Genomic DNA, 23,975 nt, shown 5'->3' with positions numbered 1-23,975 from the left:
TGATGGATTTTTCCAATATGTCGATATTGCATTATCTAGCAAATATTGTAGATATTCTTGTCGTATGGTTTGTAATTTATAAAATGATCATGTTAATCCGAGGTACAAAAGCAGTACAATTATTAAAAGGCATTTTTATTATCATTGCAGTCAAATTATTAAGCGGATTTTTTGGTCTCCAAACAGTAGAATGGATTACGGATCAGATGCTTACTTGGGGATTCCTTGCAATTATAATTATCTTCCAACCGGAATTACGCCGTGCTTTAGAAACGCTCGGACGAGGCAATATTTTTACTCGTTATGGATCAAGAATCGAGCGCGAACAGCATCATTTAATTGAGTCTATCGAAAAATCCACCCAATACATGGCGAAACGTCGTATTGGCGCATTGATTTCAGTAGCACGTGATACTGGGATGGATGATTATATTGAAACAGGTATTCCGCTAAATGCAAAAATTTCTTCTCAATTATTAATTAATATCTTTATTCCTAATACGCCGCTTCATGATGGCGCTGTTATCATTAAAGGAAACGAAATTGCATCGGCAGCAAGTTATTTACCACTTTCAGATAGCCCGTTCTTATCCAAAGAACTTGGAACGCGTCACCGGGCTGCACTTGGAATTAGTGAAGTGACAGATAGTATTACCATCGTAGTTTCCGAAGAGACAGGCGGAATTTCCCTAACTAAAGGTGGAGAACTTTTCCGTGATGTTTCAGAAGAAGAGTTACATAAAATTCTTCTAAAAGAACTAGTTACTGTAGCTGGAAAGAAACCTTCTATCTTTTCTAAATGGAAAGGAGGCAAAAGCGAATGATGGATCGAATTTTAAATAATAAATGGTCGATTCGGATTATAGCCCTATTACTCGCAGCCATCCTTTTTACATCTGTTAACGCAAATAACAATAACGCCACATCTTTTTCAACGACTGCTGCAAGTGATTCCGAAGTCATCGAGAATGTTCCTGTAAAAGTGTATTATGACAAAACCAACTTATACATTTCGGGTATCCCAGAAACCGTGACTGTCACGCTTTCCGGCCCTCGTAGTATTGTCCAATCTGCCAAAGCGCAGCAAGACTTTACCGTATATGCTGATTTGAAAAATGCCTCTATCGGAACACAAGAAGTTAAACTACAAGTAAAAGATGCATCTGATCGTTTGAAAGTAAAAGTGAGTCCAGCGACCGTGACAGTTAACGTCCAAGAAAAAGTAACGAAAAAATTCTCTGTAGATGTTGAATTAAGTAAATCTGTTATCGCAGACGGTTATCAAGCTGGAACGCCAATAATCGACCCTAAAAAAGTCTCCATTACTGGTGCCAAAGATACCATTGAACAAATCGCTTATGTCAAAGCGACACTCGAAAATGATGGCAAGCATAAATCGGAATTTACCGATAAAGCGACCGTTTCCGTTTTCGATAGTAATTTGAATAAGTTAGACGTTGAAGTAAGTCCTCAAGAAGTGGAAGTGACCGTCCCAGTTGAAAAAGTTGGGAAGTCGGTTCCAGTGAAAATTAAGCAAGAAGGCACGCCAGAAAATGATATTGAAATTTCCAGCATGACACCAGATAAGTCAGAAGTAGTTGTCGTTGGTGACGATGCGGTCCTTGAAAAAATCAAAGAAATCGAAATTCCAATTGATGTGTCTAAAATAAAAGCAGATACCGTCAAAGAAGTGACTGTTCCCGTTCCAACCGGCGCGAAATCAGTTCAACCGACGACGATTGAGGTTAAGATTAAGACCGTAAAAAAGTCTGAAGCAAATAACAACACGACCTCGGATAACAACTCAGGAACCGATACAAACAATGAAAACACAGATGATAATAGCACTAAAATTTCCAAGTCGTTTTCGAGTATGCAGGTATATATGAGTGGGTTGAAAAATACCTTCGATGCACAAATGATTATCCCAGCGAATGGAAAAGTTTCCGTGACGATTACTGGAGAGAAGAAAACGGTTGATGGAATTACAGCGAAGGATTTAAGTGTTATTGCTAATCTGAGTAAGAGCAAAGCAGGAAGCTATAGCATACCGCTAGAACTGAATGGTTTACCGGACAATGTCGCTTATGTTATTAATCCACGAACAGCAGATTTCATTATTACCGATAAAGAAGCATCCATTCAAGTACCTTCCAAAAACACATAAACATAAGGAGTGTGGGACGTTCGTCTCATGCTCCTCCTTTTTTACAAAAGCTTTTAATACATAGAAGTGAGTAATAGCAACGTTTTATTGTAGAGAGATGAAATTTTCTCTCAAAAAAGGTATAATAACAGATGTATGGTTGAAAGTGAGCAAATATAGAACCAGCATTTGAAAAGTAACTACGAAACGACAAACAAAAATCATTTAGATAATGAATGACTTAGAAGGAGAGTAATGAAATGGGTAAATATTTTGGTACGGATGGAGTTAGAGGTGTAGCAAACTCTGAATTAACACCAGAACTTGCATTCAGATTAGGTCGTATGGGTGGGTATGTTTTAACTCGTCACGTTGGTGAACATCCACGTGTGCTTGTTGCGCGCGATACACGTATATCAGGAGAAATGCTTGAATCCGCTTTAATCGCAGGACTTGTTTCTGTAGGAATTGAAGTAATGCGTTTAGGTGTTATTTCCACTCCAGGTGTAGCTTATTTAACAAAAGCACAAGGAGCTTCTGCCAGCGTAATGATTTCTGCCAGCCATAATCCAGTGGACGATAACGGCATTAAATTCTTTGGCTCTGATGGTTTTAAACTGTCAGACGATCAAGAAGAAGAAATTGAACAACTTCTTGATACACCAGAAGATACATTACCACGTCCAAGCGGTGAAGGCCTAGGAACCGTGAGCGATTATTTTGAAGGTAAACAAAAATATATTCAGTACTTAAAACAAACAATCGAAAATGATTTTAATGGTTATCATATTGCATTAGATTGTGCTAACGGAGCAACTTCTGGCTTAGCAACACATTTATTTGCAGATTTAGATGCCGATATTAGTTCAATGGGAGCTTCTCCTAATGGTCTAAATATCAATGACGGCGTTGGTTCTACACATCCAGAAACATTAGCTGCATTTGTTCTAGATAAAAAAGCAGACGTTGGTTTAGCTTTTGATGGCGACGGCGACCGTGTCATTGCAATTGACGAACTTGGCCAAATTGTTGATGGCGATAAAATCATGTTCATTTGCGCGAAATACATGCGTGAACAAGGTTTGTTAAATAACAACACGATTGTATCCACTGTTATGAGTAACTTAGGTTTCTATAAAGGCTTGAAAGAGCTTGCAATTGAAGACGTTCAAACGGCAGTAGGTGACCGTTACGTAGTAGAAGCGATGCGCGAAGGTAATTATAACCTTGGCGGCGAACAATCTGGTCATATTATTTTCTTAGATCATAATACAACTGGTGATGGACTTCTTTCCGGAATCCAATTAATCAACGTAATGAAAGCAACTGGGAAAAAATTATCTGAGCTTGCTGCTGAAATGAAAACATTCCCGCAAAAATTAGAAAATATCCGCGTAAGTGATAAAAATCATGTAACGGATAATCCAAAAGTAAGTAAAGTAATCGGTGAAGTAGAAGCAGAAATGGCTGGTAACGGCCGAGTTCTTGTTCGCCCATCTGGTACAGAACCACTAGTACGAGTTATGGTAGAAGCTGCTTCCCAAGAAGAAACAGACGAATATTGTGAACGTATTTCAGCGGTTGTTCGTTCAGAAATGGCACTTAACGACTAAAACAACAAACAAAAAATCCTGATGATCAACTTCATCAGGATTTTATTTCTTTTGATAGTATAATTTGATCAAGGCAGGCGATACCATTTTCGATAATCGTTTGGTCAGGATAATGCTCAACGAAATAATTTGGCATAATCTGCTGCATTCGAAAGCCATTTTTTTGATAAAAGGCAAGTTGATCGATACTGGAATTTCCAGTTTTAACGATGATTTCTGAAAAATGATTTTGAACCGCATAATCAACCGCTTTTTCGAGTAATTGTTTGCCAATACCTTGGTTGCGGTATTCAGAAGAAACAGCAATATTCATGATTTCGAGTTGCTGCTCATTTAGTGGTAATAAACAAACGATGCCGATGATGTTATCAGCGTGTACTAATTGGAACACGTGAGACTTGTCGAAGTATGTCGCAATTTGTTTTGCGCTAGGATCGGCCTCTAACAATAGATGGAGCGGGACTGGTTGGCTTTTATTCCAGATGGTCCAGTTCATTTTTATCACCTCTTTGTTAGGGTAACATGGTAAGGCATAAATAGGAAGGGAAGTGGGCGAATTGCCTAGTAAATGGAGAGGAATATGTGCTAGTTTACTAATAGCACTTGGCGTAACACAGCTATATAGTTTTACGAGCGCAGTTATTGGTTACTTTACAGCAGAAGAAAATAGTTTTGTATTTGTATGGAATTATTGGATGTTATTATTATTTGGTTTAGGACTTTTTATTGTTGGTTTTATTTTTATGAGAAAAGAAAGCTTTCGTGTCATTAGTATAGTTTTAGTGGCTTGCTTTGTTTTATTCCAAGGATTTTCGGTTTATTATTATCAGCTTCGAATATTAGCGAAATTAGAGTACGCGCAGCCGTTTGAATGGTCTGGAACGTTATTATGTATAGCGGGCGTCTTGGTGTTGATTGCGATTCTTGTTGGACCTAAGTTTCAAGCGAAAGAAGTAACAACCGATCAAGCTTGGAAAACAAAATGGCGTTATGCAGCAGGGCTTTTCTCGCTTCTTGGAGCTGTGACTTCGATTTATGCGGCGGTAACGATTTTTAAACAGCTACACTCGGATAATATTAAAGAAGGTTATTTATTTACAACGTCACTAGATGGGTACTTTGCTTGTCTTATGGCAGTGGTCTTTCTTTTGGTGGCAGTGCTTGCTTGGCGTAAAGTATCGTATTTATTGATTGGTATTTTGATGGGTGCGGCGTTTATCTTACTTACGAATTACTTGTCGGTCACAAGTTGGATTGATTTTGCCAAAGAAAACTTGGCTATTACATTTGGTAGCAACGAACGAAAAGTGTTTGGTATGCAGTTCTTAATGGGTGCATCTGCCTTTATCTCTAGTATATTTGCTTACATTGCGAAAAAATAACAAAAACCCTCTAATGATTAAGTTAGAGGGTTTTTGTTTTTATTTTTTCCCGAACACGATATTTGTATAACTATTTAAAGTAACGAAATAGTAGATGATATACATAAGCGTGTAAATTCCAGTAGAAATAATAACTGGTAAAGTGAGATTTAATTCTAACATGTGTGATAAGCCGAGTAGCGCGAAACTACTGTGTGCAATACCGATTACTAGCGGGATTAAGAAGACAACTAGTAACTGTTTAGCTAGAATTTTACGAATGTCTTTACGTGTCAGACCGATTTTTTTCAAGATATCAAATGTGCCGATATCGTTATAAGCTTCCGTCAGCTGTTTGAAGTAAATAATACTTCCTGTTGCTGCTAAGAACACAAAACCGATGAACATACCGATGAAAAGGAGTACGCCTGTTACAGTGATGATTTCTTGGTAAGTACTAGTATAAGATGTGAAATCTGTGTCTTTTGGAATGACAGAACGCATTTTTTTATCTAAGGCTTGTGCTTCTTTTGGATCTTTAATCAAGATAGATTCGACGCCGTGAGCTTTGATAGTTGAATCTGCCGCTAGTTGTTCGACTTGACTATCAGGAAGAACGAGCAAGCCTGCAACAGTACTGATTGGTGAATTTTGGACAACAGATTTAATTTTGATCGTTGGTTTATCTGAAGAAGCAAGCGTATATTTCTCGCCAATCATTTCTTTTTGCGCTGCTTCATTGTAAGTAACAGATAGTACCATTTGTGCTTCGTTTTCTTTTAGTTTTACTGCATTTTCTGGATTGCCCTGACCTTTAACTAGTCCATTGTAATCTGACTCAGAAATAACTGGGAAACCTTCATTTATATCATACTCGACAAAGTCTGGGCGAGAGCCTTCTGCTTTAACGATATAATAGTTGCTTTTTTGTTTAAACTCTACGGGGTGGTCTGGATCGCTTTCCGCCGTTTCGAGAATTTTTTTGTTTGTTTCACTATTGTTAGGTATAGCATATTCAAAACTAGACGGGGCAGAGGTATTTGCTGAATTATTTGCTTGATAGTAAACACTACTTATCGTCCCTATAGCAGAAAGAGTTGTTGCGCTTAGAATAGAAATAATAATGAGCGTTTTTGCATTGGAGGAGATTCTAAAAGTTAATTGAGAGGTAGAGATAATATTACTACCTTTATAGAAAATCCGTTTGTTATTTCGAAGTTTATTAAGCAAATACGGTAGGAAGAAGGTAATGAAAAGAGCAGTACCTATGATTACCGATGCTAAAATAACTAATGCGCCAACAGAAAAGCCAAGTTTTGCCCAAAGTGATCCTTTGGAATCAAGTGGCTGTCCGGCGATAAAGTAGCCTAGTCCAATTAATAAGACGGAAAGTAGCGCCAAAATAAAAGAAGGTTTTGGGCTTTTTTCGCGTTTTGCTTCTGAATGGAATAAATCAAGTAAAGTCGTGCGGTAAATAATACGATAACCAGAAAAAGAAGTGAAAAGCGTGATGATAATAAAGACAACACTGGTTTGCAATACAGCTCCCCATGAAAAGGCGAAACCACCGATATTATCGATATTGATAAGGTTAAGTAAGATTGTTACAAAAATTTTGGAAAGTAGTGTGCCGGCAAGAATACCAACGATTAATGCACCAAGTCCCATAATGAAATTTTCATAAAATAACATGCGGCCAATTTCTTTTTTACGAAGGCCGAGTAAAGAGTATAGTCCGATTTCCTTTTTCCGTTTTCGGGTGAAGAAGTTGTTGGAATAAAGGATAAAAATCGCTACAAAAATAAGTAAAATGACGGACGAGCTGGAGAATGCAGTCGATAGTTTGGATGATTGGTCAATTCTCGCGACAACTGCTGGATCTTTAGAAAGTACAAGGAAAGTGAAGTAAATCATGATACTAAAAATCATTGACGCAAAGTATAGAAAGTAGTGGACGAAATTATGTCGAATATTTTTCTTGGCTAAATCAAATAACGTCATCTGTGTCGCCCCCCAGTTTTGCAAGGACATCTAGAATTTTTTGGAAGAACTCCTTACGCGTTTTGCTGCCACGATAAATCTCCGTATATAATTCCCCATCTTTGATAAATAATATTCGCTTACAAAAACTCGCAGCAAAGGCATCGTGCGTTACCATCATGATAGTCGCCTTATCTTGTTCATTTAAATCACGTAAGCTTTCTAGTAAGTTTGTTGCGGATTTGGAATCAAGCGCACCAGTTGGCTCATCAGCAAAAATTAAACTTGGTGAAGTAATGATTGCTCGAGATGCAGCCGTACGTTGCTTTTGACCTCCTGAAATTTCACTTGGGTATTTATCCAGAATATCTGTAATCCCGAATTTAGTACTAATTGTTGCTAACTTTTCTTCCATTTCTTTAACCGGGCGTTTAGCTAGTGCAAGTGGAAGGATAATATTTTCACGAATCGTTAGTGTATCTAGTAAGTTGTAGTCTTGGAAAATAAAACCTAGTTTATCACGGCGGAAAGTAGACATTTGTTGTTCATTCATGTTTTCAAGTTCTTGTCCGGAAATTCTAATCTCACCAGAAGTCGGCGTATCAATAGTAGATAAGACGTTCAAAAGTGTAGATTTACCCGCACCAGAAGGACCCATAATTCCTGTAAATTCGCCTTCTTTAATATCAATACTGATATTTTCAAGTGCGGTATAAACATTTCCTTTACTGCCGTATATCTTTCTCACATTTTTTGCTTGTAAAACTGTCTCCATTATTTTCGCTCCTTATAAAACTAGATTCGTTACTATCTACCATTCTAACGTCTAAAAAGGGTTGGTTCCATCGTATCAAATGACAATTGGCAGCGATATCCTTACAATAATGTTAGTTTTATGAAGTAAAAAAACCGAAATCTATACAAATAAATCTATAAAAAGTAGATTTATTTACTAGAATTTCGGTTTGGATTTATTAGATGGTAAATAATTTGGAGAGGTTTTCGGACGGTAGTAGGTTTCCGATGAAGAAAGAGCCAAATTCTGCATAACGAGCGCTAGCTTCATCAAAACGCATTTCTGTTACGATGCGTTTAAACTCAAGCGCATCATCTGAAAATAATGTAACGCCCCATTCGTAGTCGTCAAAGCCGATGGAACCGCCGATGATTTGTTGTACTTTTCCAGCATAGCTTCTTCCAATCAAGCCGTGGTCACGAATCAATTGCTGGCGTTCTTCCATTGGAAGCATGTACCAGTTATCAGCGCCATCACGTTTTTTACTCATTGGGTAGAAACAAATATGCTTTTTAGGTGGGAGCGCTGGGTAAAGTCGGGCGCGAACACCTTTGTTTTGATAAGGATCTTCGCTGCCAGCCATATGGGACGCAAGATAGTTACTTAGTTCCACCACAGATATATAGGAATAAGTTGGTAACAAGTAGTCAGCGATCGCTAATTTATTAAAACGATTTTCGACTTCATTTAAAGATTCTAAGGAGTCGCGTAACGTGAAGAATACTAAATCTGCTTTTTGACCGAGGATGCTATAAATGGTATGTTCGCCTTCACCGATATTTTTAGTAATTTCCATATCACTTAAAAAATGGCTGAGCTCATTTAACATAAGTTCTTGATTGCCGGGATTTAATTCACGCCATGCTGCCCAGTCAATCGAACGGAAATCATGTAGACAAAACCAACCGTCTAACGTTTTTACTGCTTCATTCATTATGTATCACTCCTTGTTTAGAATATCACTAACTAAAGTGTAACATATGGGAAGAAGTTCGTCCGTTTCGCTGTTTGTGAAATTCAGGTTTCGAACGGACGGTATTTTTCGCGTAAGCTTTGTTGATTTTCTAGTCGTAGTTCAATGTCGAGACGGTGAAAAAGAACCATGTTTCCTTTTTTCGTAAAGGGGAGTACATCGCGTTTTGCTAAGGAAAGGAGTGCTTGCTTAGATATGCCTAAGTAAGTCGCGGCTTCATTCGCAGTCAGAAAGTTGTCTTCTAGCCATTTAAAATCTATTTGTTGTTGGCGCACATCTTTTCACCTCTTTTTCTTTAAGTGTAGAAAATATCTGGCAGAAATACAAGAGAAAACATTAACAATTGCTTAAAAACAAGCTATACTTTAACTAAATGATAAATCTAGGAGGCATAAATATGAATGACGTATTAACTTTGCTAAGAAATCATCGCTCTTTTCGTAAGTATAAAAAAGGGGTCGAGATTCCAGAAGAACAACTAGATGCGATCATCCGCGCAGCTCAAGCAGCCCCGTCGTGGATTAATGGTCAACACTATTCCATTATTGCGATTAAAGATCAAGAACGCAAAAATAAAATGGCTGAGCTTTGCGGAAATCAACCATACATAGCGGAATGTTCCGTATTTCTTTGTTTTGTAGCAGACTTCCATCGCGTAAAAGTTGCGAGTGACATGCACGGCAAAAGCTTCCAAATCGCCGCGGAAGAGGATTTACTAATGGTTGCGGCAACCGATATCGGACTGTGTATGCAAAATGCTTTAACCGCTGCTGAATCACTTGATTATGGGACGATTTGTATTGGAGGCTTGCGTAGAAATATTACGGCAACATCTGAATTTCTGAATTTACCAGAATTTGTCATGCCGGTTGTTGGACTTTGTATTGGCGTTCCGGATGTCGAAGCGCCTGTAAAACCTCGTTTGCCAAAAGAAGCAGTTTATTTTGAAGAAACGTACGAAACCGATGCGATGCCTTTACTCGAAGCGTATGACCAAGAAATTATTCCGTTTTCTGAGCGGGAAGGCTTTGTTTCTTATACGGAACGTTTAGCGAAATTTTATGACAGACCATATTACCCAAATTTAACCGAGCAAATAAAAGAAAGAGGCTTTTTAGGCGGGAAATGACTAGCATCTTCGCGATAGTTAGTATATACTTTTAATTGATAAAACCCAGCAAAATCGCTGGAATGGAGGTAATTTTATAATGACAGAAGCATTGTTTTTAAACCCTGTTTTTCAAGACCGAATTTGGGGTGGAACGAAATTACATGATTACTTTGGTTATGATATCCCGTCTGATACTACTGGAGAAGACTGGGCGATTTCCGCTCATCCGAATGGTCCTTCCGTAATCAAAAACGGCGTATATAAAGGCAAAACATTAGCCGAATTATGGCAAGAAACCCCAGCACTTTTTGGTAATCCGACAGAAGCAGTTTTCCCGCTATTAACGAAAATTTTGGACGCGAATACGGATCTTTCTGTACAAGTCCATCCAAATGACGAATACGCGAAAGTACATGAAAACGGCGAACTTGGCAAAACGGAATGCTGGTATATTATCGACTGCGCTCCTGGTGCGGAATTAATATATGGTCACAAAGCAGCCAGCAAAGAAGAATTCGCTAGCTGGGCAAAAAATGGCGAATGGGATAAATTGCTTCGTAAAGTGGCAATTAAACCAGGTGAATTTTATTATGTTCCAAGCGGTACGATTCACGCATTAGGTACGGGCACATTAGTACTAGAAACACAACAAAGCTCTGACACGACTTACCGCGTATACGACTATGACCGTAAAGATGCAGAAGGAAACTTGCGTGAACTTCATTTAGATAAAGCGATTGATGTTACGACGGCACCTCACGTGGATGCAAAACTAGATATTCATACTGAAACTCGCGGTGGTTTGACAGAAACGACTTTTGTTTCCAATGACTTCTTTAGCGTTTATAAATGGGATGTGGATGGCAAGGCTGAATTTACAGCAAAAGCGCCGTACACGTTAGTTAGTATTTTAGACGGAGAAGCGGTACTTACGATTGCTGGTAACGAGCAAGCGATTAAAAAAGGGGATCATTTCGTTTTACCAAATGAAGTGAAAGCTTGGGAAATAACGGGCGAAATTACAGCGATTGTTTCTACTCCTCCTGTAAAATAAAAAAATAAGCAGAAATCATTGTATAAAGCCATTTCTAAAAATGGAATATAGATGATTTCTGCTTTTTTATTTCTTTATGAAATTACGACCTAGTTTTTTGAGCTACGGATGATGAAGGTATTAATATAGGTATCTATTTCCAATTTATGTTTCTCTGCATCAACGGTCTTAGGCGTGAGCTCATAATAACTTGCATTTTCAATATTACGTGCATAAAATAAACTGTATTCTATTGGATGGATCACATCATAGTTATTTGCAAGTATAAGTGTGGGGATTGTTAAATTAGTTAATTCATTTTTACTTTTTATTGGGCTATCGCTAGGTATATCAATAAATTTTTTATTGTAATTAACAGAGGCGTCATCTTTAAAATATCGCTTAAAAGTATCAATTGCTTTAGGGTAGGTATCTTTTATCGATGGAAATATCGGATCCTTCTCAAATAACTGTGTGCCATTTTTCATTGGCAAATACTTACTTACGGTACTAAACCATTCTATCACTTCTTTTTTCATTGGTTCATCTGTCGCAGAACTTCTAAGTAATATAAGTCCCAGCACTCTATTTGTCTTGTGAACAGCCAAATTCACTGCAACACCAGCCCCCATAGATAATCCTCCAACATAAAAACGCTGTATTCCTAAATAATCCATTAACGCCAATGCATCATTCGCCAATCTATCGTAGCTAAGTTTTCTGGAATCATGTCCGCTTTTCCCATGACCTCTTTGATCCAATGAAATTAATTGGATTTTTTCATCATTATTAAATGTTTCAAAAGCAAATTTTAAATTATCACCTAGTCCATGAAGAAATAAAAAGGGGATACCTGCTCCTTGTATTTCATAGTTAAAATCAATTCCTTCGTGTTTGAATAACGGCATATTTTATAATCCACTCCTTTGATGATAGTAAGCAAGCCAATTTAGTATATTTCGCCATTAATCCATGTATTTAGAACCTCAAATTTTTCATCAAGTAAAACTAAGTCAGCGATATAACCTTTTTCAATTCGACCCAATTTTTTCATGCCTAAAATAGCTGCGGGTGTACTTGTTGCCATTTGTATAGAGTCTTGTAAGTGAATACCAAACTCAGTACTTAACCTTAAAGATTTATTCATTGTCACGGTACTTGAAGCTAATGTCCCGTCATTTAAGCGTGCTATTCCTTCCTTAACAGTTACTTGGTGACCGCCAAAAATATACTCGCCATCACCAACTCCCATAGCTTGAAGGGCATCGGTTGTGAGCACCATTTTATCTGGTCCTTTAATTTTATGAATGAGACGCACAATCCCAGGGTGAAGGTGGACCCCGTCTACTATGGTTTGAACGCTAACCGAATCATTTTCCAAAGCCGCTGTAACAAGTCCTGGTGCGCGGTGATGGATTGTCGGCATAGCGTTGAAGCAATGAGTGATATGAGATGCTCCTTTTTCAAAAGCATCTTGCGCCTCTTCATAAGTTGCATTGGAATGCGCAATGGCAACAACAACGCCTCTTTTTTTCAAGAAGTCAATGAGTTCGATGCCGCCGGGCAATTCTGGAGCAATCGTTACCATTTTAATTAGGCCATCTGCTTCATCGAAAATCTTTTTCATTTCTATTAGGTCTGGGTGTCTTAAATGGGCTGGATTTTGCATTCCCTTTTTTTCGATATTAAGGTAGGGGCCTTCTAAGTGAATTCCTGCAATTTTTGCACCTTGCTCTTTTCCAATCACTTTTTTTGTTTGTCTAATCATTTGAATTAAGTCTTCAAATGAGGAACTAACCGATGTTACTAAGAAGCTAGTACATCCTGTTTCCGCACAAGCCACAGAAACAGCTTGAATGCTTTCTGTTGAGCCATCCATCATATCATGATTTTTTGCCCCGTGAATATGAACGTCAATCATTCCAGGAATGAGCAACTGACCATTTCCATCAAAAATTGGCTCTTTTGAATACTTTTCGGGAGTAATTTTATTGCTTGGGAAAACTTCTTTTATCAGATTTCCTTCTGTAATAACTGTGACATTTATTAATTCATTTTCTTTGCAAACATTCACGTTCTTAATAATCGCCATTACTTTCACAATCCTTTCAATGATATAACTTCCACTTCTTCAGAAATAAGCTGCTGCAGTAAATCTTTTGGCAAGGGAATATCTGTTATAATGCCATCAATTCCAGAAAAATCAATTTTGAAGGCTGTCTTTTTATTCACTTTCGTACTATCAATTAATAAGTATACTTTTTCAGAATTTCTGATAATCTCTTGCTTCATGTAGACATCTGTAAGTTCTGAATAAAAGATACCTTCTTCCGTTAGCCCGGTGCCTCCAATAAAAGCAAAATCAAAGTTAAATTGTTTGAGTTGGCCTAAAACGGGTTCGCCAGATAATACGCGCGATTGGAAGTTGAAAAAACCACCGAGCAAGTATACTTTATTATCTTCTTTCTGAGATGCAGCTATTGCATTATCCATAGAATTAGTCACTACTACTAAGTCACTTTGCTCAAGGTCCGAAGCCAAAAAATGAACTGTGGTAGAAACATCTAAATAGATGGTCATCTGGTCTTTTATCAAGTTACCAGCTGCAGAAGCAATTGCTTGTTTCTGTTCACTCTGTTTAACTAATCTACTAGTATAGCTTTCTATTTGTGGTTTTAAAATGGGTTGTGACACCCCACCTGGATAGCGTTCAGCCAAACCACTTTCGACTAATTTTAAAATATCACGCCTTGCTGTATCTTTTGAAATGGAAAAAATCTGCATGAGTTCTTCCTGAGAAATAGTTTTCTTGTCCTCTAGCAGCTTCAGTTCCTCGACTATTCTTTCTTTTTGATTCATAATTTCCTCCGCATTGAATAATTTATTTTAAGTTTATTTGTAATTTTATATAAGTATTTATAAGTTAATTATATATCTTATTAAGTTTATGTCAACCTAATGTTTTTGGATTTCCTGCATTTATTTAAGGAGAATTCCAAAATAGCTTAATTATAGTGGGGATTTTCTTTGTGTATTTTGAGTCACCGCTTAATCTGGGTTATAATGATAGTAATTGTGATTGAGTACGTTTAATGGATTACAAAAATCGGTAATAAAAATAAATGGAAACAGCAACGCAGAGGTGGAAAAATGTCTTTAAAAATGAAGTGGATTATAGCAATTAGTATTATCGTCGTACTTTTAGTTGTGGGGTGGTTTCTTGGGACTAGGTTGACGGTGAAAAAATATGAAGTGAGTTCTACTAAAATTGAAAAAGAAATTAAACTAGTGCAATTATCAGATTTACATTTTAGTGAGTTTGGCGATAAAAATGAAAAATTGTTGACTAAAGTGGCGGATTTAAAGCCAGATGTAATTGCTATTACTGGGGATTTGTTTGATAGGCAAGGGGATAGCGTTCCAAAAGAACTTATTAAAAAATTAACGAAGATTGCGCCGGTTTATTATTCGCCGGGGAATCATGAATATGATGTTAAAAGGGCGTATGAAAAGGATTATAAGCCATTTTTAGAAGAAGCCGGTGTTATTAACGTAGAAGATAAGACGGCGACTATCGAGGTTAACGGACAGAAATTACAGATATCTGGTTTGCGGAGTAGTGCGAATTTAGATTACGATTATCCTTATTACGAGGAAGGCTTGGCTGAAATTAAAAAGCAGCAAGATGCGCAGTATTATCAAATTCTTTTGTCCCATATGCCAGATTATTTTGAGCTTTATGTGGAAAATGGTTTTGATTTGACGTTAAGTGGGCACACGCATGGCGGGATTGTACGTATTCCGTATACGAATATTGGCGCGATTGCTCCGGGGCCGCAGCGAACACTTTTGCCGAAGTATGTATATGGTGAGCATACGAAAGATGGGAAAACGATGATAATTTCTGCTGGACTTGGTGCGGGAAGTTTTCATCAAAAAGCATTTCCGCGGTTAGGGAATCCATATGAAATTGTTGCGGTGACGATTAAACCGGAATCGAAATAAAAAAGAGCCTGAGATAGGCTCTTTTTGCTATTTAAATATATGATCTAAATTCGTATGCTCGTCTGACTCGCAATTGCAGGCTTTTTCAAGTTCGCAACCGCCACATTTTCCTTGTTTGCTGCGTTTGACAAATTTGATAATCGCGTAAATGGTGTAACCAAAAATTGCGCCGCCAAGTAATAAATTAACGATAATGCTCATGAAAAACATCCTTTCTTAAACGAATAGACTGCCGATTTGATAAACCAGAAATACTAACGTGTAGGCTGTGACAAGTGGATAGGCAATAGCAAATGCGGTCCATTTCCACGAACTAGTTTCTTTTCGAATTGCTGCAACTGTTGCTAAACAAGGGATGTAAAGCAAGATGAACAGCATAAAGCAATAAGCCGAAAGTGGCGTATAGAAGGAGCTAACGACGCTGCCCATCGAACTTTCCCCAACGGCATAAATAATGGCCATTGTAGAAACGACCACTTCTTTTGCTAGAAATCCGGGAATCAGTGTGGCGCCGGCTTGCCAAGTTCCAAAGCCGAGTGGAACGAGTAGTGGTGCGAGCATGCCGCCGATGATGGCTAAGAAACTTTCGCCCATTGGTACATTAAGTCCGGATGGGCCTGCGTAGTTGAGCAACCAAATGACAACCGAACCTGCGAAAATGAACGTTCCCGCTTTACGCAAGAAGCCTTTTCCTTTTTCCCACGTGCTGCGCCATAAGGTTTTTAGTGACGGTAAGCGGTAGGGTGGCAGTTCGACGACGAATACGGAATTATCTTTTTTAAGTAGTGTTTTTGATAGGATTTTAGTGACAATGAGTGCCATTAAAATTCCGATAACGTAAAGTGACAATACGACAAGTGCTTGATATTTCTCGAAAAATACACCAACGAAAAGGGCGTATACGGGAAGACGTGCGGAACAAGACATGAATGGCGAGACAAGAATCGTCAGCGTCCGTTCTTTGGACTCTTCAATCGAGCGCGCCGCCATAATTCCTGGCACGTTACAGCCAAAACCGATAATCATGGGAATAAAAGCCTTGCCATTTAAGCCGAAAATTTCCATTACTCGGTCCATTACAACGGCTATCCGCGCCATATATCCGGAATCTTCTAGGACGGAAATAAAGAAGAAGATAACCAAGATTTGGGGAACGAAAACGAGCACACCACCAACCCCAGCGATAATTCCATCTGCAACAAGATCAACGAGAAAGCCAGATGCGCCGATGGTCGTCAAGAAAGATGTCACCCAATCCGTCAGCGATCCTCCGATAAAACCGTCCAGCAAATCGGACAGCGGTGCGCCAACCCAAGTAAAGGTTATTTGGAAAATTAACCACATAATACCTAGGAAAATCGGAATCCCGAAAAACTTATGCGTGAAAATTTTATCGAGTTTGTCTGAAAATGGAATATCCGAATTACGCGTATATTCGACCGAGGTCAAACAAATATCATGAATGTAATTAACACGAACTTGGTGGAAATGATTTTCTAGTTTGCCATCAAGTGCTATGTCGAGTGCTGCTCTGATTTGTTGTAATTGTTCGAAAGCTGGAGTAGCTGCTAAAAATTCTTCTGTGACCTCATTTTTGGAGAGAAATTGTACGGCAAGCCAGCGAGATTGTTTAGCTGGAATCAAATCTTTTGTTAAAGTTTGGATTTCGGCAATCGCTTTTTCCGCGGGTTCTCCGTATGGTAAAACAAGCGGAATCGCAGGTGCCACGTGTTTTTCCGATAAAGTAGTTAAGATATCATCGGTACCTTTTCCGGACCGAGCAACGACTGGCAAAATCGGAATACGCAGTTTTTTCGCTAAGTTTTGGATGTTTAAATGGATACCGCGTCCAGCAGCCACATCGATCATATTCAGTCCCATCACGACAGGTGCGCCGAATTCAAGCAGCTGAATCGTTAAATTTAAATTCCGCTCAATTTGCGAGGAGTCGACAATATTTAACATACAATCAAATTTTTCTTCTAATAAAAATCTAGTGACAACCGTTTCATCACGAGAAATAGGATTTAAATCATAAATGCCAGGTAAATCAATTAATTTTCCTGTTTTTGAGCGCAATGTGCCGATTTTCTTTTCGACGGTAACTCCGCTCCAGTTCCCGACATATTCATAAGAGCCTGTTAATGCATTAAATAAAGAAGTTTTTCCGGTATTCGGGTTTCCAAGTAAACAATATGTATTTTGACTCATCTGCGTTCCACCATAATGGCACAAGCATCACATTGTCGAATACTGATATATTGCCCTTTTGTTTCAAAAGTACAGGGACCACCAAATAGTCCTTTTTGTTTGATACAAATATCACAACCTTCGCCGCAACCAAGTGCAAGTAAGCGACGTTTAAGCATCGCGTTCTCTATTTTTAATTCTGAGATGCGAACTTTTTCACCGACAGCAGTTTCATTTAATTGCATAAGCTAGTAGGCCTCCTTTTATGTTATGCATTGAACATGATAATCATTATCAACTATGTTCATTTTATCACGAACAGACTTTAATATGAAGTGTTTTTTTAGATTTATTAGTAGAATAGCAAAATAGTAGGGTATAACAGCAAAAAAACTTCTGCGCAGAACGATGCTCTTTTACCTAAGGAGCATGCCTTTTCCCCTCTGTATTGATACACGGAAATAAGTGCTGGAGCTGTTTTTAATCGCTTTTTTTCTGTCAAGTTGCTCCTTTTTATAGTAAAATGGTAACTATAATATGTATATTAATGGAGGAAAATAACACATGAGTGATTTATTTACTACGATCAAAGGACAAGTTACTGGGAAAAACGTGCGCATTGTATTACCTGAAGGAACAGATGAACGTATTGTTGGAGCAGCTGCACGTCTGCAAAAAGAAAATATTGTACAACCAATCTTACTTGGAAATAAAGCCGAGATTGAAGCAAAAGCAAAAGAAATTGGCGTTTCGGTTGAAGGAATCGCTATTCATGAACCTGCGACAGATCCACTTTTTGATGAATTAGTGGCTGCATTTGTAGAACGTCGTAACGGTAAAGCAACTGAAGAAGCTGCTCGTAAAATGCTAGTTGATCCAAATTATTTTGGAACAATGCTTGTATACACAGGAAAAGCAGAAGGTCTTGTAAGTGGTGCGGCTCACTCTACTGGTGACACGGTTCGCCCTGCACTACAAATCATTAAAACAAAACCAGGCGTAAGTAAAGTTGCTGGTGCGATGATTATGGTTCGTGGCGAAGAACGCTACTTATTCAGCGATGTAGCTATCAATATCGCCCCAGTTGCAGCAGACTTAGCGGAAAACGCGATTGTTAGTGCGGAAACAGCAGAAATTTTCGGCATTGACCCACGCGTTGCTATGTTAAGCTTCTCGACAAAAGGTTCTGCTAAATCCGATGAAACGGAAAAAGTAGTAGAAGCAACAGCACTTGCAAAAGAAAAAGCACCTGAATTAACATTAGACGGCGAATTCCAATTTGATGCGGCATTCGTACCAACTGTTGCTGAGAAAAAGGCACCAGGTTCTGTTATTAAAGGGGACGCAAATGTATTCATCTTCCCAAGCCTAGAAGCAGGAAACATCGGCTACAAAATTGCACAACGTTTAGGTAACTTTGAAGCAGTTGGCCCAATTTTACAAGGCTTAAACGCACCAGTGAACGATTTATCTCGCGGTTGTAATACAGATGACGTTTATAACTTAACGTTGATTACTGCGGCACAAGCAGTGAATAAATAAAACGCGATTTACTATTTAAACTATAAAAAAGCAGGAATCTTGTTTAGAGTCAGTAAAATGGCTTAGATAAGATTCCTATTTTTTTACCCTTTTTAGGAAATGGAATCTATTTTTCAGTATTTAAATTTGTAGTATAATTTGGTTAAGATTATCTCTTACATAGGAAAATATTTAAAAGGTGGAAAAGTCGATGAACTATATTAATTGGATCAGAGAAAAAGTAGGTCATGAGAAAGTAATACTAAACTTTGTAAGTGGTTGCCTTAGAGATAAACAAGGAAAGCTGCTTCTACAAAAAAGAGCAGATAAGAATTTGTGGGGATTTCCCGGCGGAGCGATTGAACTGGGGGAATCTTTTGAAGAAGCGCTAATCAGGGAGTATTTAGAAGAGACTGGGCTCTGTGTTAAAGTAACCTCATTAATCGGGATATATTCTAAATATGAAGATAGTTATCCAAATGGAGATAGAGCGCAGCCGATATCGTTCTTTTTTGAACTGGAATATGTGAGTGGGGAATTAGCTGCTGGGGATGAGGAGACTGTTGAACTTAGATACTTTAAAGAAGATGAGGTACCTCGATTAGTTAATAAGCAGCATGAGGATTTTCTGGCTGATTTGAAGCAGTTTCATGGGCAGGTATTGATAAGATAGAAAAAAGTGGATTTTTAAAACGTTGATTTCTTTCCTGTTTTAGTAGTAAAGAAAGGGAATTGTTTAATCGGTATTCATATTTTCGTCACATTTTCACAACTATTTTTCTAAGATTTTATCAATTTGCTATTTTCCTTATGCTATAATAATTCATTGTGTAGCAATAGATTTGGGGGATGATGTCCTTTTTGCTATGTAAACTTGAATTGATAAAAAGAAAGGATTGTAGAACATGGACGAGAATTTAGTCCGCTGGTTATCTCTCTTAGGTGTTGCTTTATTTGTAGGATTAGCAATACTATTTGCAAACAGGATAAATAGGCAGCGAAAACAGAAACTGCAACAAGAATTTGAGAACAAGTTTTCTATGTTTAAAGTATTTTTTAATAAGTCTAATACGGGTGTGGAGGAACTGGGCGAACTTATTCTTCTATTGAAAAGAAGCAAGAGTGGGCGCTTTATCCTGCCTATTTTTATTTGCTTAATTATGCTTGTTATTGGGATTTTTTATCGGGGTTCTATTAATAGTAAATTGATTATGTTGGCAATTTTAGCTATCTGGTTTGTTTGGTGTACGCTGAATGCTACGAATTATGTGAAATTATATAAAAATGCGATAGTAAGTGGTAACTTAATTAAAAAGAAAATTATCTGGTTTCATAAAATCGATTCTATTGAAGCGAAACTATACGATTACAATGGGGTTATGGATGCAAGACAAGCCCAAGTATATCGGGTATATGATGTAAAACGTAATGGTAAAGTAATTCTGGGAATCTGGGAGACGGAGTTTTCGAATGCCAGAATGATTGAACGATGCTTTGATATTGATAATCCTCTTGTTACAAGTCTTCAAGAAAGTTTTGACACCAATGAATTATTTTATAAGGAGGATTATTAATGATACAAAATACTGGTGAATTAATGATGTATTTAGGAGGAGCGCTAGTTTTAGTTTATCCTATTGGCGTACTTATTATTAACATTCTACGCTCATCCACAAAAGGGAGATTTCGCCCTACTAGCACAATGGGGATTGTTTTAGGCCTTTGTGTAGTAGCGGGAATTGTACTTATGTTTGTTGGAGATTCTTATCGAAAAGACATTAGTAAGGATGTTATGGTTTCTTATTACGAAAAAAATATTCCTTATGAAGATTTGACGAAGGCACAAAGAAAAAATATTGATGCTTCTTTGATTAATATTAATAAAATGAGAAGATCTGGCGAAGATGTATCGAAGTATCTTCCAGCATTAGAGAAATACATGTATGAATTTTATATTTATGAGGGAATTCCGGAAAAAGATGCGAAATCATATATAGAATCTATGGCAAAATAAATAAAAAACACAGCGGAAATCATCGTTTAGATTTCCGCTGTGTTTTTTTATACCATTTTTTCGAGGAAGTAACGCATCCAACGATTGTCATTAGTTAATTCAGGATGGAAGGCGGTTACGAGAATATTCGCTTGTTGGGCAGCGACGATTCTCTCGTCAATTGTCGCTAATATGGTGACTTCATCGCTTAGTTCAATTAAGTAGGGAGCACGGATAAACACGGCTTCAAAGGGAGTTGCACCAAATGTTTCTACATTTAATTCGGCTTCAAAGCTTTCTTTCTGACGTCCAAAACCATTACGAACTGCGGTAGCGTCAAGCAATCCAAGGCTTTCTTCGCCGCCTTCAATTTCTTTGGATAAAAGGACAAGCCCAGCACAAGTTCCAAAAATAGCTTTCCCTTCACTTGCAAATGCGCGGATAGGTTCCATTAAATCATAACGCTTCATTATTTTGCGCATCGTGGTACTTTCTCCGCCGGGTAAAACAAGCCCGTCAAGTCCATCTAAATCGCTTGAACGCATTACTTTAAAAGGGAGAGCACCGACAGATTCAATCATTTGGATATGCTCATCGACTGCACCTTGAAGTGCAAGTACACCAATTTTTTTCATATTAAATACTCCGATCTTGCATTCTGTCTTCTGGATTAAGGCGAGACATTTCGATTCCTTTCATCGGGGAACCTAGCTCTTTGGACAGTTTTCCGATTAATTCATAGTCTGTATAATAAGTAGTGGCTTGGACGATGGCGCTGGCGAATTTTGCTGGGTTGTCGGATTTGAAGATACCTGATCCAACGAAAACACCGTCTGCTCCAAGTTCCATCATTAGTGCAGCATCAGCGGGAGTCGCAACACCACCGGCGGCAAAATTAACGACCGGAAGTTTGCCAAGTGTTTTAATTTCTTTGATTAATTCATACGGAGCACCGAAGTTTTTAGCGGCAACCATTAATTCATCATCTGTCATACCAGCGATTTGGCGGATTTGGCCGTTTACTTGGCGCATATGACGGACAGCTTCGACGATATTACCAGTTCCGGGTTCTCCTTTTGTACGGAGCATGGCAGCACCTTCACCAATACGGCGCAGTGCTTCACCGATATCTCGGCAACCACATACGAAAGGAACGGTGAAATCTGATTTTAATAAATGGAATTCATCATCGGCGGGAGTTAATACTTCACTTTCATCAATATAATCCACGCCCATTGCTTCTAGGACGCGCGCTTCTGTGATATGGCCGATACGGGCTTTTGCCATAACAGGGATAGATACAGCATTCATTACTTCTTCGACAATGCGAGGGTCAGCCATTCGAGCGACACCACCGGCTGCACGAATATCGGAAGGAACCCGTTCAAGTGCCATAACGGCAACTGCACCAGCTTCTTCCGCGATTTTTGCTTGTTCAGCATTAACTACATCCATAATGACGCCACCTTTTTGCATTTGCGCCATGCCACGTTTTACACGATCTGTACCAACTTTTTTCTCCATAGTAACAACCTCCATCAAAGTTAATTGAAATTACCTGACTATTATGATAAGCTAAAAGCCATTTCGTAAAAACAGCCAATTGGATGTTGTTTTCTCCATCCAATTTATATAGGAGGAATGTGCCGATGTGGCAGTTAAGTGAAAATTCCAGTTTACCGATTTATTTACAAATTGTTGATTTAATCGAAACGAAAATTATGAATGGTGAACTTTTGCCAGAAGAAAAGTTGCCTCCAGAAAGACAGTTGGCGGAGTTGTTTGGCGTGAATCGTTCGACGGTTGTGCGGGCGCTGGATGAACTTACGGCGCGGGCTGTTATCATTCGCAAACAAGGTAGTGGAACAACGGTTAATGCGGAAAAATGGGGGCTTTTTGCCGGGCAGTCGACGAATTGGCGCCATTATTTGACACAAGGCGGTTTTACACCAGCTGTTCCTTATATTCGTCAAGCGGGAGTCATGGAACGAGTGGATGCGGAACGGGTGATTGATGCTGCAACCGGGGAACTTCCACTGGAAATGACGCCGAAAATGGAAACGCCGAGTCTTTCGTGGCAGTCTTTTATTGCCGAGGAGCAACTGGAAGACGAAGCGGGTTACAGGCCTTTGCGAGAAACGATTCAAAAACAAATGAAGGCCGCCTACGGATTGAATTCGCGACCAGAGCAAATTTTTATTACATCAGGAGCACAACAAGCTTTATTTTTAATTACGCAATGTTTATTAAAACCGGGCGATGCTGTAGCGATTGAGTCGCCGTCTTATTTTTATTCGCTGTCGTTATTTCAATCTGCAGGGTTGCGGATTTTTGCTTTGCCGATGGACGCGGATGGTGTGATCATCTCTGAGTTACGCGATTTATACCATAAGCATCGTGTCAAAATGGTTTTTGTTAATCCGACGTTTCAAAATCCGACTGGGCTCGTGATGAGTTTGGAACGACGCAAAGAACTGGTGAAAATTTGTGCGCACTTGCAAATTCCGATTGTGGAAGATGATCCATTTTCCGAACTGGCGGCGCTTGATAAAGACATTCCTGTGCCATTAAAACAGCTGGATGCCGATAATGTGTTGTATATTGGCTCGCTTTCGAAAATTATGGGGTCAACCACGCGGATTGGCTGGCTAATTGGACCGACAGCAGTGATTGAACGACTCGCACTCGCAAGGCAAGAAATGGATTTTGGTTTAAGTATTTTTCCGCAAGTACTGGCGAATAGCGTGTTAAACACATCCGGATATAGTGCCCACTTAAAACAATTGCATCAAGTGTTAGAAAAAAGGCGCGACGATTTGATTGAAGCTTTCGAAACCATTTTACCAGATGAGCTGGAATTTATTCGGCCAAAAGGTGGATTTCATTTATGGGTGAAGTTGCCAATCGAATTTCGCTCAATCCGCGATTTTGATATTTTTTTAGCGCATGATTTGCTCGTGATGCCGGGATTTTTATTCGGGGTAAAAGAAGCTGTCATCCGTGTGACTTATGCACGATTAAAAAAGGGAGAAGCGGTACAAGTAGCAAAAATTTTACAGCAAATAATAATGGGAAAAAAGTGCGACGAAGCGTGAGTTAATGCTGAGTTGCACTTTTTTCATATTCCCCTCTAATAGCTTCTAATCTATAATAGAAAGAGACCCAAAAATGTTACTCATCACAATAAATCTTTCTGCCAAAAGCGAAGTTGTGATGAATCAGCATTTTTATGTAAGGGTTATCATTTACTATT

The 23,975-nt window shown here is 38.5% G+C and carries 25 protein-coding genes; 12 read left to right on the top strand and 13 right to left on the bottom strand.

Features of this window, described 5'->3' with window-relative positions; genetic code table 11:
• The first annotated feature begins 2 nt into the window (after nucleotides 1-2).
• The 3 genes from dacA (at nucleotide 3) to glmM (ending at nucleotide 3,759) form a co-directional block, all read left to right on the top strand.
• Nucleotides 3-824 (top strand): diadenylate cyclase, encoded by an 822-nt coding sequence (gene dacA / locus HCX62_RS08825; RefSeq protein ID WP_185638539.1) that lies wholly within the window; start codon nucleotides 3-5, stop codon nucleotides 822-824.
• Nucleotides 824-2,167 carry a CdaR family protein gene (locus HCX62_RS08820; protein WP_185638847.1) on the top strand — a complete coding sequence of 448 codons (1,344 nt, stop codon included), beginning with the start codon at nucleotides 824-826 and terminating at the stop codon, nucleotides 2,165-2,167. Before dacA ends, HCX62_RS08820 begins: the two co-directional genes overlap by 1 nt.
• A gap of 239 nt (nucleotides 2,168-2,406) precedes the next feature.
• Complete coding sequence (gene glmM / locus HCX62_RS08815) at nucleotides 2,407-3,759, top strand: phosphoglucosamine mutase (RefSeq protein ID WP_008948433.1); 1,353 nt, start codon at nucleotides 2,407-2,409, stop codon at nucleotides 3,757-3,759.
• A gap of 34 nt (nucleotides 3,760-3,793) precedes the next feature.
• Here glmM and HCX62_RS08810 read toward each other — a convergent pair whose 3' ends face one another.
• Nucleotides 3,794-4,255 (bottom strand): GNAT family N-acetyltransferase, encoded by a 462-nt coding sequence (locus HCX62_RS08810; RefSeq protein ID WP_185638536.1) that lies wholly within the window; start codon nucleotides 4,253-4,255, stop codon nucleotides 3,794-3,796.
• 61 nt (nucleotides 4,256-4,316) lie between these two features.
• Here HCX62_RS08810 and HCX62_RS08805 point away from each other — a divergent pair, with 61 nt between their 5' ends.
• The gene (locus HCX62_RS08805; RefSeq protein WP_185638534.1) at nucleotides 4,317-5,141 is read left to right on the top strand and encodes a hypothetical protein; all 825 of its coding nucleotides are present in this window, start codon (nucleotides 4,317-4,319) and stop codon (nucleotides 5,139-5,141) included.
• Between the two features lie 39 nt (nucleotides 5,142-5,180).
• On the opposite strand, the gene HCX62_RS08800 is transcribed toward HCX62_RS08805, so the two are convergent.
• The 4 genes from HCX62_RS08800 to HCX62_RS08785 form a co-directional block, all read right to left on the bottom strand.
• Nucleotides 5,181-7,121 (bottom strand): ABC transporter permease, encoded by a 1,941-nt coding sequence (locus HCX62_RS08800; RefSeq protein ID WP_185638532.1) that lies wholly within the window; start codon nucleotides 7,119-7,121, stop codon nucleotides 5,181-5,183.
• Nucleotides 7,108-7,875, bottom strand: a complete 768-nt coding sequence (locus tag HCX62_RS08795; protein ID WP_185638530.1) for an ABC transporter ATP-binding protein — start codon at nucleotides 7,873-7,875, stop codon at nucleotides 7,108-7,110. The genes HCX62_RS08800 and HCX62_RS08795 overlap by 14 nt, the downstream gene beginning before the upstream one ends.
• Before the next feature lie 199 nt (nucleotides 7,876-8,074).
• On the bottom strand, nucleotides 8,075-8,830 hold the full coding sequence (gene hemQ / locus HCX62_RS08790) for a hydrogen peroxide-dependent heme synthase (protein ID WP_185638528.1): 756 nt from the start codon (nucleotides 8,828-8,830) through the stop codon (nucleotides 8,075-8,077).
• 83 nt (nucleotides 8,831-8,913) lie between these two features.
• Nucleotides 8,914-9,144: a helix-turn-helix domain-containing protein gene (locus tag HCX62_RS08785; protein WP_185638526.1), complete on the bottom strand. Its 231-nt coding sequence runs from the start codon at nucleotides 9,142-9,144 to the stop codon at nucleotides 8,914-8,916.
• Between the two features lie 122 nt (nucleotides 9,145-9,266).
• Here HCX62_RS08785 and HCX62_RS08780 point away from each other — a divergent pair, with 122 nt between their 5' ends.
• Both HCX62_RS08780 and manA read left to right on the top strand, forming a co-directional pair.
• Nucleotides 9,267-9,998 carry an NADPH-dependent oxidoreductase gene (locus HCX62_RS08780; RefSeq protein ID WP_185638524.1) on the top strand — a complete coding sequence of 244 codons (732 nt, stop codon included), beginning with the start codon at nucleotides 9,267-9,269 and terminating at the stop codon, nucleotides 9,996-9,998.
• Nucleotides 9,999-10,077: 79 nt separating this feature from the next.
• Nucleotides 10,078-11,034 carry a mannose-6-phosphate isomerase, class I gene (gene manA, locus HCX62_RS08775; protein ID WP_185638522.1) on the top strand — a complete coding sequence of 319 codons (957 nt, stop codon included), beginning with the start codon at nucleotides 10,078-10,080 and terminating at the stop codon, nucleotides 11,032-11,034.
• Between the two features lie 89 nt (nucleotides 11,035-11,123).
• Here the strand turns inward: manA and HCX62_RS08770 are convergent, their stop codons facing one another.
• From HCX62_RS08770 to HCX62_RS08760, 3 genes are read right to left on the bottom strand one after another with little or no spacing between them, the layout of a single operon-like run.
• On the bottom strand, nucleotides 11,124-11,921 hold the full coding sequence (locus HCX62_RS08770; RefSeq protein ID WP_185638521.1) for an alpha/beta fold hydrolase: 798 nt from the start codon (nucleotides 11,919-11,921) through the stop codon (nucleotides 11,124-11,126).
• A gap of 41 nt (nucleotides 11,922-11,962) precedes the next feature.
• Complete coding sequence (gene nagA, locus HCX62_RS08765; protein WP_185638519.1) at nucleotides 11,963-13,105, bottom strand: N-acetylglucosamine-6-phosphate deacetylase; 1,143 nt, start codon at nucleotides 13,103-13,105, stop codon at nucleotides 11,963-11,965.
• A 5-nt stretch (nucleotides 13,106-13,110) separates the two neighbouring features.
• Entirely contained in the window at nucleotides 13,111-13,872 is a 762-nt protein-coding gene (locus HCX62_RS08760; protein WP_185638517.1) for a DeoR/GlpR family DNA-binding transcription regulator, read from the bottom strand.
• A 291-nt stretch (nucleotides 13,873-14,163) separates the two neighbouring features.
• Between HCX62_RS08760 and HCX62_RS08755 the strand changes: the two genes are divergently transcribed.
• On the top strand, nucleotides 14,164-15,018 hold the full coding sequence (locus tag HCX62_RS08755) for a metallophosphoesterase (RefSeq protein ID WP_185638515.1): 855 nt from the start codon (nucleotides 14,164-14,166) through the stop codon (nucleotides 15,016-15,018).
• A 27-nt stretch (nucleotides 15,019-15,045) separates the two neighbouring features.
• Here the strand turns inward: HCX62_RS08755 and HCX62_RS08750 are convergent, their stop codons facing one another.
• The 3 genes from HCX62_RS08750 to HCX62_RS08740 are packed head-to-tail and all read right to left on the bottom strand — an operon-like array spanning nucleotide 15,046 to nucleotide 17,453.
• The gene (locus HCX62_RS08750) at nucleotides 15,046-15,228 is read right to left on the bottom strand and encodes a FeoB-associated Cys-rich membrane protein (RefSeq protein ID WP_185501928.1); all 183 of its coding nucleotides are present in this window, start codon (nucleotides 15,226-15,228) and stop codon (nucleotides 15,046-15,048) included.
• Nucleotides 15,229-15,234: 6 nt separating this feature from the next.
• The gene (gene feoB, locus HCX62_RS08745) at nucleotides 15,235-17,229 is read right to left on the bottom strand and encodes a ferrous iron transport protein B (protein WP_185638513.1); all 1,995 of its coding nucleotides are present in this window, start codon (nucleotides 17,227-17,229) and stop codon (nucleotides 15,235-15,237) included.
• Nucleotides 17,226-17,453, bottom strand: a complete 228-nt coding sequence (locus HCX62_RS08740; RefSeq protein WP_185638511.1) for a FeoA family protein — start codon at nucleotides 17,451-17,453, stop codon at nucleotides 17,226-17,228. Before HCX62_RS08740 ends, feoB begins: the two co-directional genes overlap by 4 nt.
• Before the next feature lie 319 nt (nucleotides 17,454-17,772).
• Here HCX62_RS08740 and pta point away from each other — a divergent pair, with 319 nt between their 5' ends.
• The 4 genes from pta (at nucleotide 17,773) to HCX62_RS08720 (ending at nucleotide 20,743) form a co-directional block, all read left to right on the top strand.
• Complete coding sequence (pta, locus tag HCX62_RS08735) at nucleotides 17,773-18,750, top strand: phosphate acetyltransferase (RefSeq protein WP_008948417.1); 978 nt, start codon at nucleotides 17,773-17,775, stop codon at nucleotides 18,748-18,750.
• A 190-nt stretch (nucleotides 18,751-18,940) separates the two neighbouring features.
• Complete coding sequence (locus HCX62_RS08730; RefSeq protein ID WP_185638509.1) at nucleotides 18,941-19,402, top strand: NUDIX hydrolase; 462 nt, start codon at nucleotides 18,941-18,943, stop codon at nucleotides 19,400-19,402.
• Nucleotides 19,403-19,634: 232 nt separating this feature from the next.
• Complete coding sequence (locus HCX62_RS08725) at nucleotides 19,635-20,303, top strand: hypothetical protein (RefSeq protein WP_185638507.1); 669 nt, start codon at nucleotides 19,635-19,637, stop codon at nucleotides 20,301-20,303.
• Complete coding sequence (locus HCX62_RS08720; protein ID WP_185638505.1) at nucleotides 20,303-20,743, top strand: hypothetical protein; 441 nt, start codon at nucleotides 20,303-20,305, stop codon at nucleotides 20,741-20,743. Before HCX62_RS08725 ends, HCX62_RS08720 begins: the two co-directional genes overlap by 1 nt.
• A 47-nt stretch (nucleotides 20,744-20,790) precedes the next feature.
• Here HCX62_RS08720 and pdxT read toward each other — a convergent pair whose 3' ends face one another.
• Both pdxT and pdxS read right to left on the bottom strand, forming a co-directional pair.
• A complete protein-coding gene (pdxT, locus tag HCX62_RS08715; RefSeq protein WP_185638503.1) occupies nucleotides 20,791-21,357 on the bottom strand; it encodes a pyridoxal 5'-phosphate synthase glutaminase subunit PdxT in 567 nt (188 codons plus the stop codon).
• A 1-nt stretch (nucleotide 21,358) separates the two neighbouring features.
• A complete protein-coding gene (pdxS, locus tag HCX62_RS08710) occupies nucleotides 21,359-22,246 on the bottom strand; it encodes a pyridoxal 5'-phosphate synthase lyase subunit PdxS (protein WP_003728355.1) in 888 nt (295 codons plus the stop codon).
• Between the two features lie 125 nt (nucleotides 22,247-22,371).
• On the opposite strand from pdxS, the gene HCX62_RS08705 reads away from it, so the two are divergent.
• A complete protein-coding gene (locus tag HCX62_RS08705; protein ID WP_185638501.1) occupies nucleotides 22,372-23,817 on the top strand; it encodes an aminotransferase-like domain-containing protein in 1,446 nt (481 codons plus the stop codon).
• Nucleotides 23,818-23,975 lie beyond the last annotated feature (158 nt).

Source organism: Listeria swaminathanii (genome assembly GCF_014229645.1).
GTDB classification, from domain to species: domain Bacteria; phylum Bacillota; class Bacilli; order Lactobacillales; family Listeriaceae; genus Listeria; species Listeria swaminathanii.
Note: the sequence above shows the minus strand (reverse complement) of the source record. Positions and strands in the feature narration are given on the sequence as shown.

Excerpts from the sequence above, each read along its gene's own strand:
- HCX62_RS08705 (WP_185638501.1), top strand. The coding sequence starts at position 22,372 with ATGTGGCAGTTAAGTGAAAATTCCAGTTTACCGATTTATTTACAAATT.
- nagA (WP_185638519.1), bottom strand. The coding sequence starts at position 13,105 with ATGGCGATTATTAAGAACGTGAATGTTTGCAAAGAAAATGAATTAATA.
- HCX62_RS08760 (WP_185638517.1), bottom strand. The coding sequence starts at position 13,872 with ATGAATCAAAAAGAAAGAATAGTCGAGGAACTGAAGCTGCTAGAGGAC.
- feoB (WP_185638513.1), bottom strand. The coding sequence starts at position 17,229 with ATGAGTCAAAATACATATTGTTTACTTGGAAACCCGAATACCGGAAAA.
- manA (WP_185638522.1), top strand. The coding sequence starts at position 10,078 with ATGACAGAAGCATTGTTTTTAAACCCTGTTTTTCAAGACCGAATTTGG.
- HCX62_RS08725 (WP_185638507.1), top strand. The coding sequence starts at position 19,635 with ATGGACGAGAATTTAGTCCGCTGGTTATCTCTCTTAGGTGTTGCTTTA.
- HCX62_RS08795 (WP_185638530.1), bottom strand. The coding sequence starts at position 7,875 with ATGGAGACAGTTTTACAAGCAAAAAATGTGAGAAAGATATACGGCAGT.
- HCX62_RS08810 (WP_185638536.1), bottom strand. The coding sequence starts at position 4,255 with ATGAACTGGACCATCTGGAATAAAAGCCAACCAGTCCCGCTCCATCTA.
- glmM (WP_008948433.1), top strand. The coding sequence starts at position 2,407 with ATGGGTAAATATTTTGGTACGGATGGAGTTAGAGGTGTAGCAAACTCT.
- HCX62_RS08720 (WP_185638505.1), top strand. The coding sequence starts at position 20,303 with ATGATACAAAATACTGGTGAATTAATGATGTATTTAGGAGGAGCGCTA.
- HCX62_RS08740 (WP_185638511.1), bottom strand. The coding sequence starts at position 17,453 with ATGCAATTAAATGAAACTGCTGTCGGTGAAAAAGTTCGCATCTCAGAA.
- HCX62_RS08750 (WP_185501928.1), bottom strand. The coding sequence starts at position 15,228 with ATGTTTTTCATGAGCATTATCGTTAATTTATTACTTGGCGGCGCAATT.
- pdxT (WP_185638503.1), bottom strand. The coding sequence starts at position 21,357 with ATGAAAAAAATTGGTGTACTTGCACTTCAAGGTGCAGTCGATGAGCAT.
- hemQ (WP_185638528.1), bottom strand. The coding sequence starts at position 8,830 with ATGAATGAAGCAGTAAAAACGTTAGACGGTTGGTTTTGTCTACATGAT.
- pta (WP_008948417.1), top strand. The coding sequence starts at position 17,773 with ATGAGTGATTTATTTACTACGATCAAAGGACAAGTTACTGGGAAAAAC.
- pdxS (WP_003728355.1), bottom strand. The coding sequence starts at position 22,246 with ATGGAGAAAAAAGTTGGTACAGATCGTGTAAAACGTGGCATGGCGCAA.
- HCX62_RS08800 (WP_185638532.1), bottom strand. The coding sequence starts at position 7,121 with ATGACGTTATTTGATTTAGCCAAGAAAAATATTCGACATAATTTCGTC.
- HCX62_RS08730 (WP_185638509.1), top strand. The coding sequence starts at position 18,941 with ATGAACTATATTAATTGGATCAGAGAAAAAGTAGGTCATGAGAAAGTA.
- HCX62_RS08755 (WP_185638515.1), top strand. The coding sequence starts at position 14,164 with ATGTCTTTAAAAATGAAGTGGATTATAGCAATTAGTATTATCGTCGTA.
- HCX62_RS08820 (WP_185638847.1), top strand. The coding sequence starts at position 824 with ATGGATCGAATTTTAAATAATAAATGGTCGATTCGGATTATAGCCCTA.
- HCX62_RS08780 (WP_185638524.1), top strand. The coding sequence starts at position 9,267 with ATGAATGACGTATTAACTTTGCTAAGAAATCATCGCTCTTTTCGTAAG.
- HCX62_RS08770 (WP_185638521.1), bottom strand. The coding sequence starts at position 11,921 with ATGCCGTTATTCAAACACGAAGGAATTGATTTTAACTATGAAATACAA.
- dacA (WP_185638539.1), top strand. The coding sequence starts at position 3 with ATGGATTTTTCCAATATGTCGATATTGCATTATCTAGCAAATATTGTA.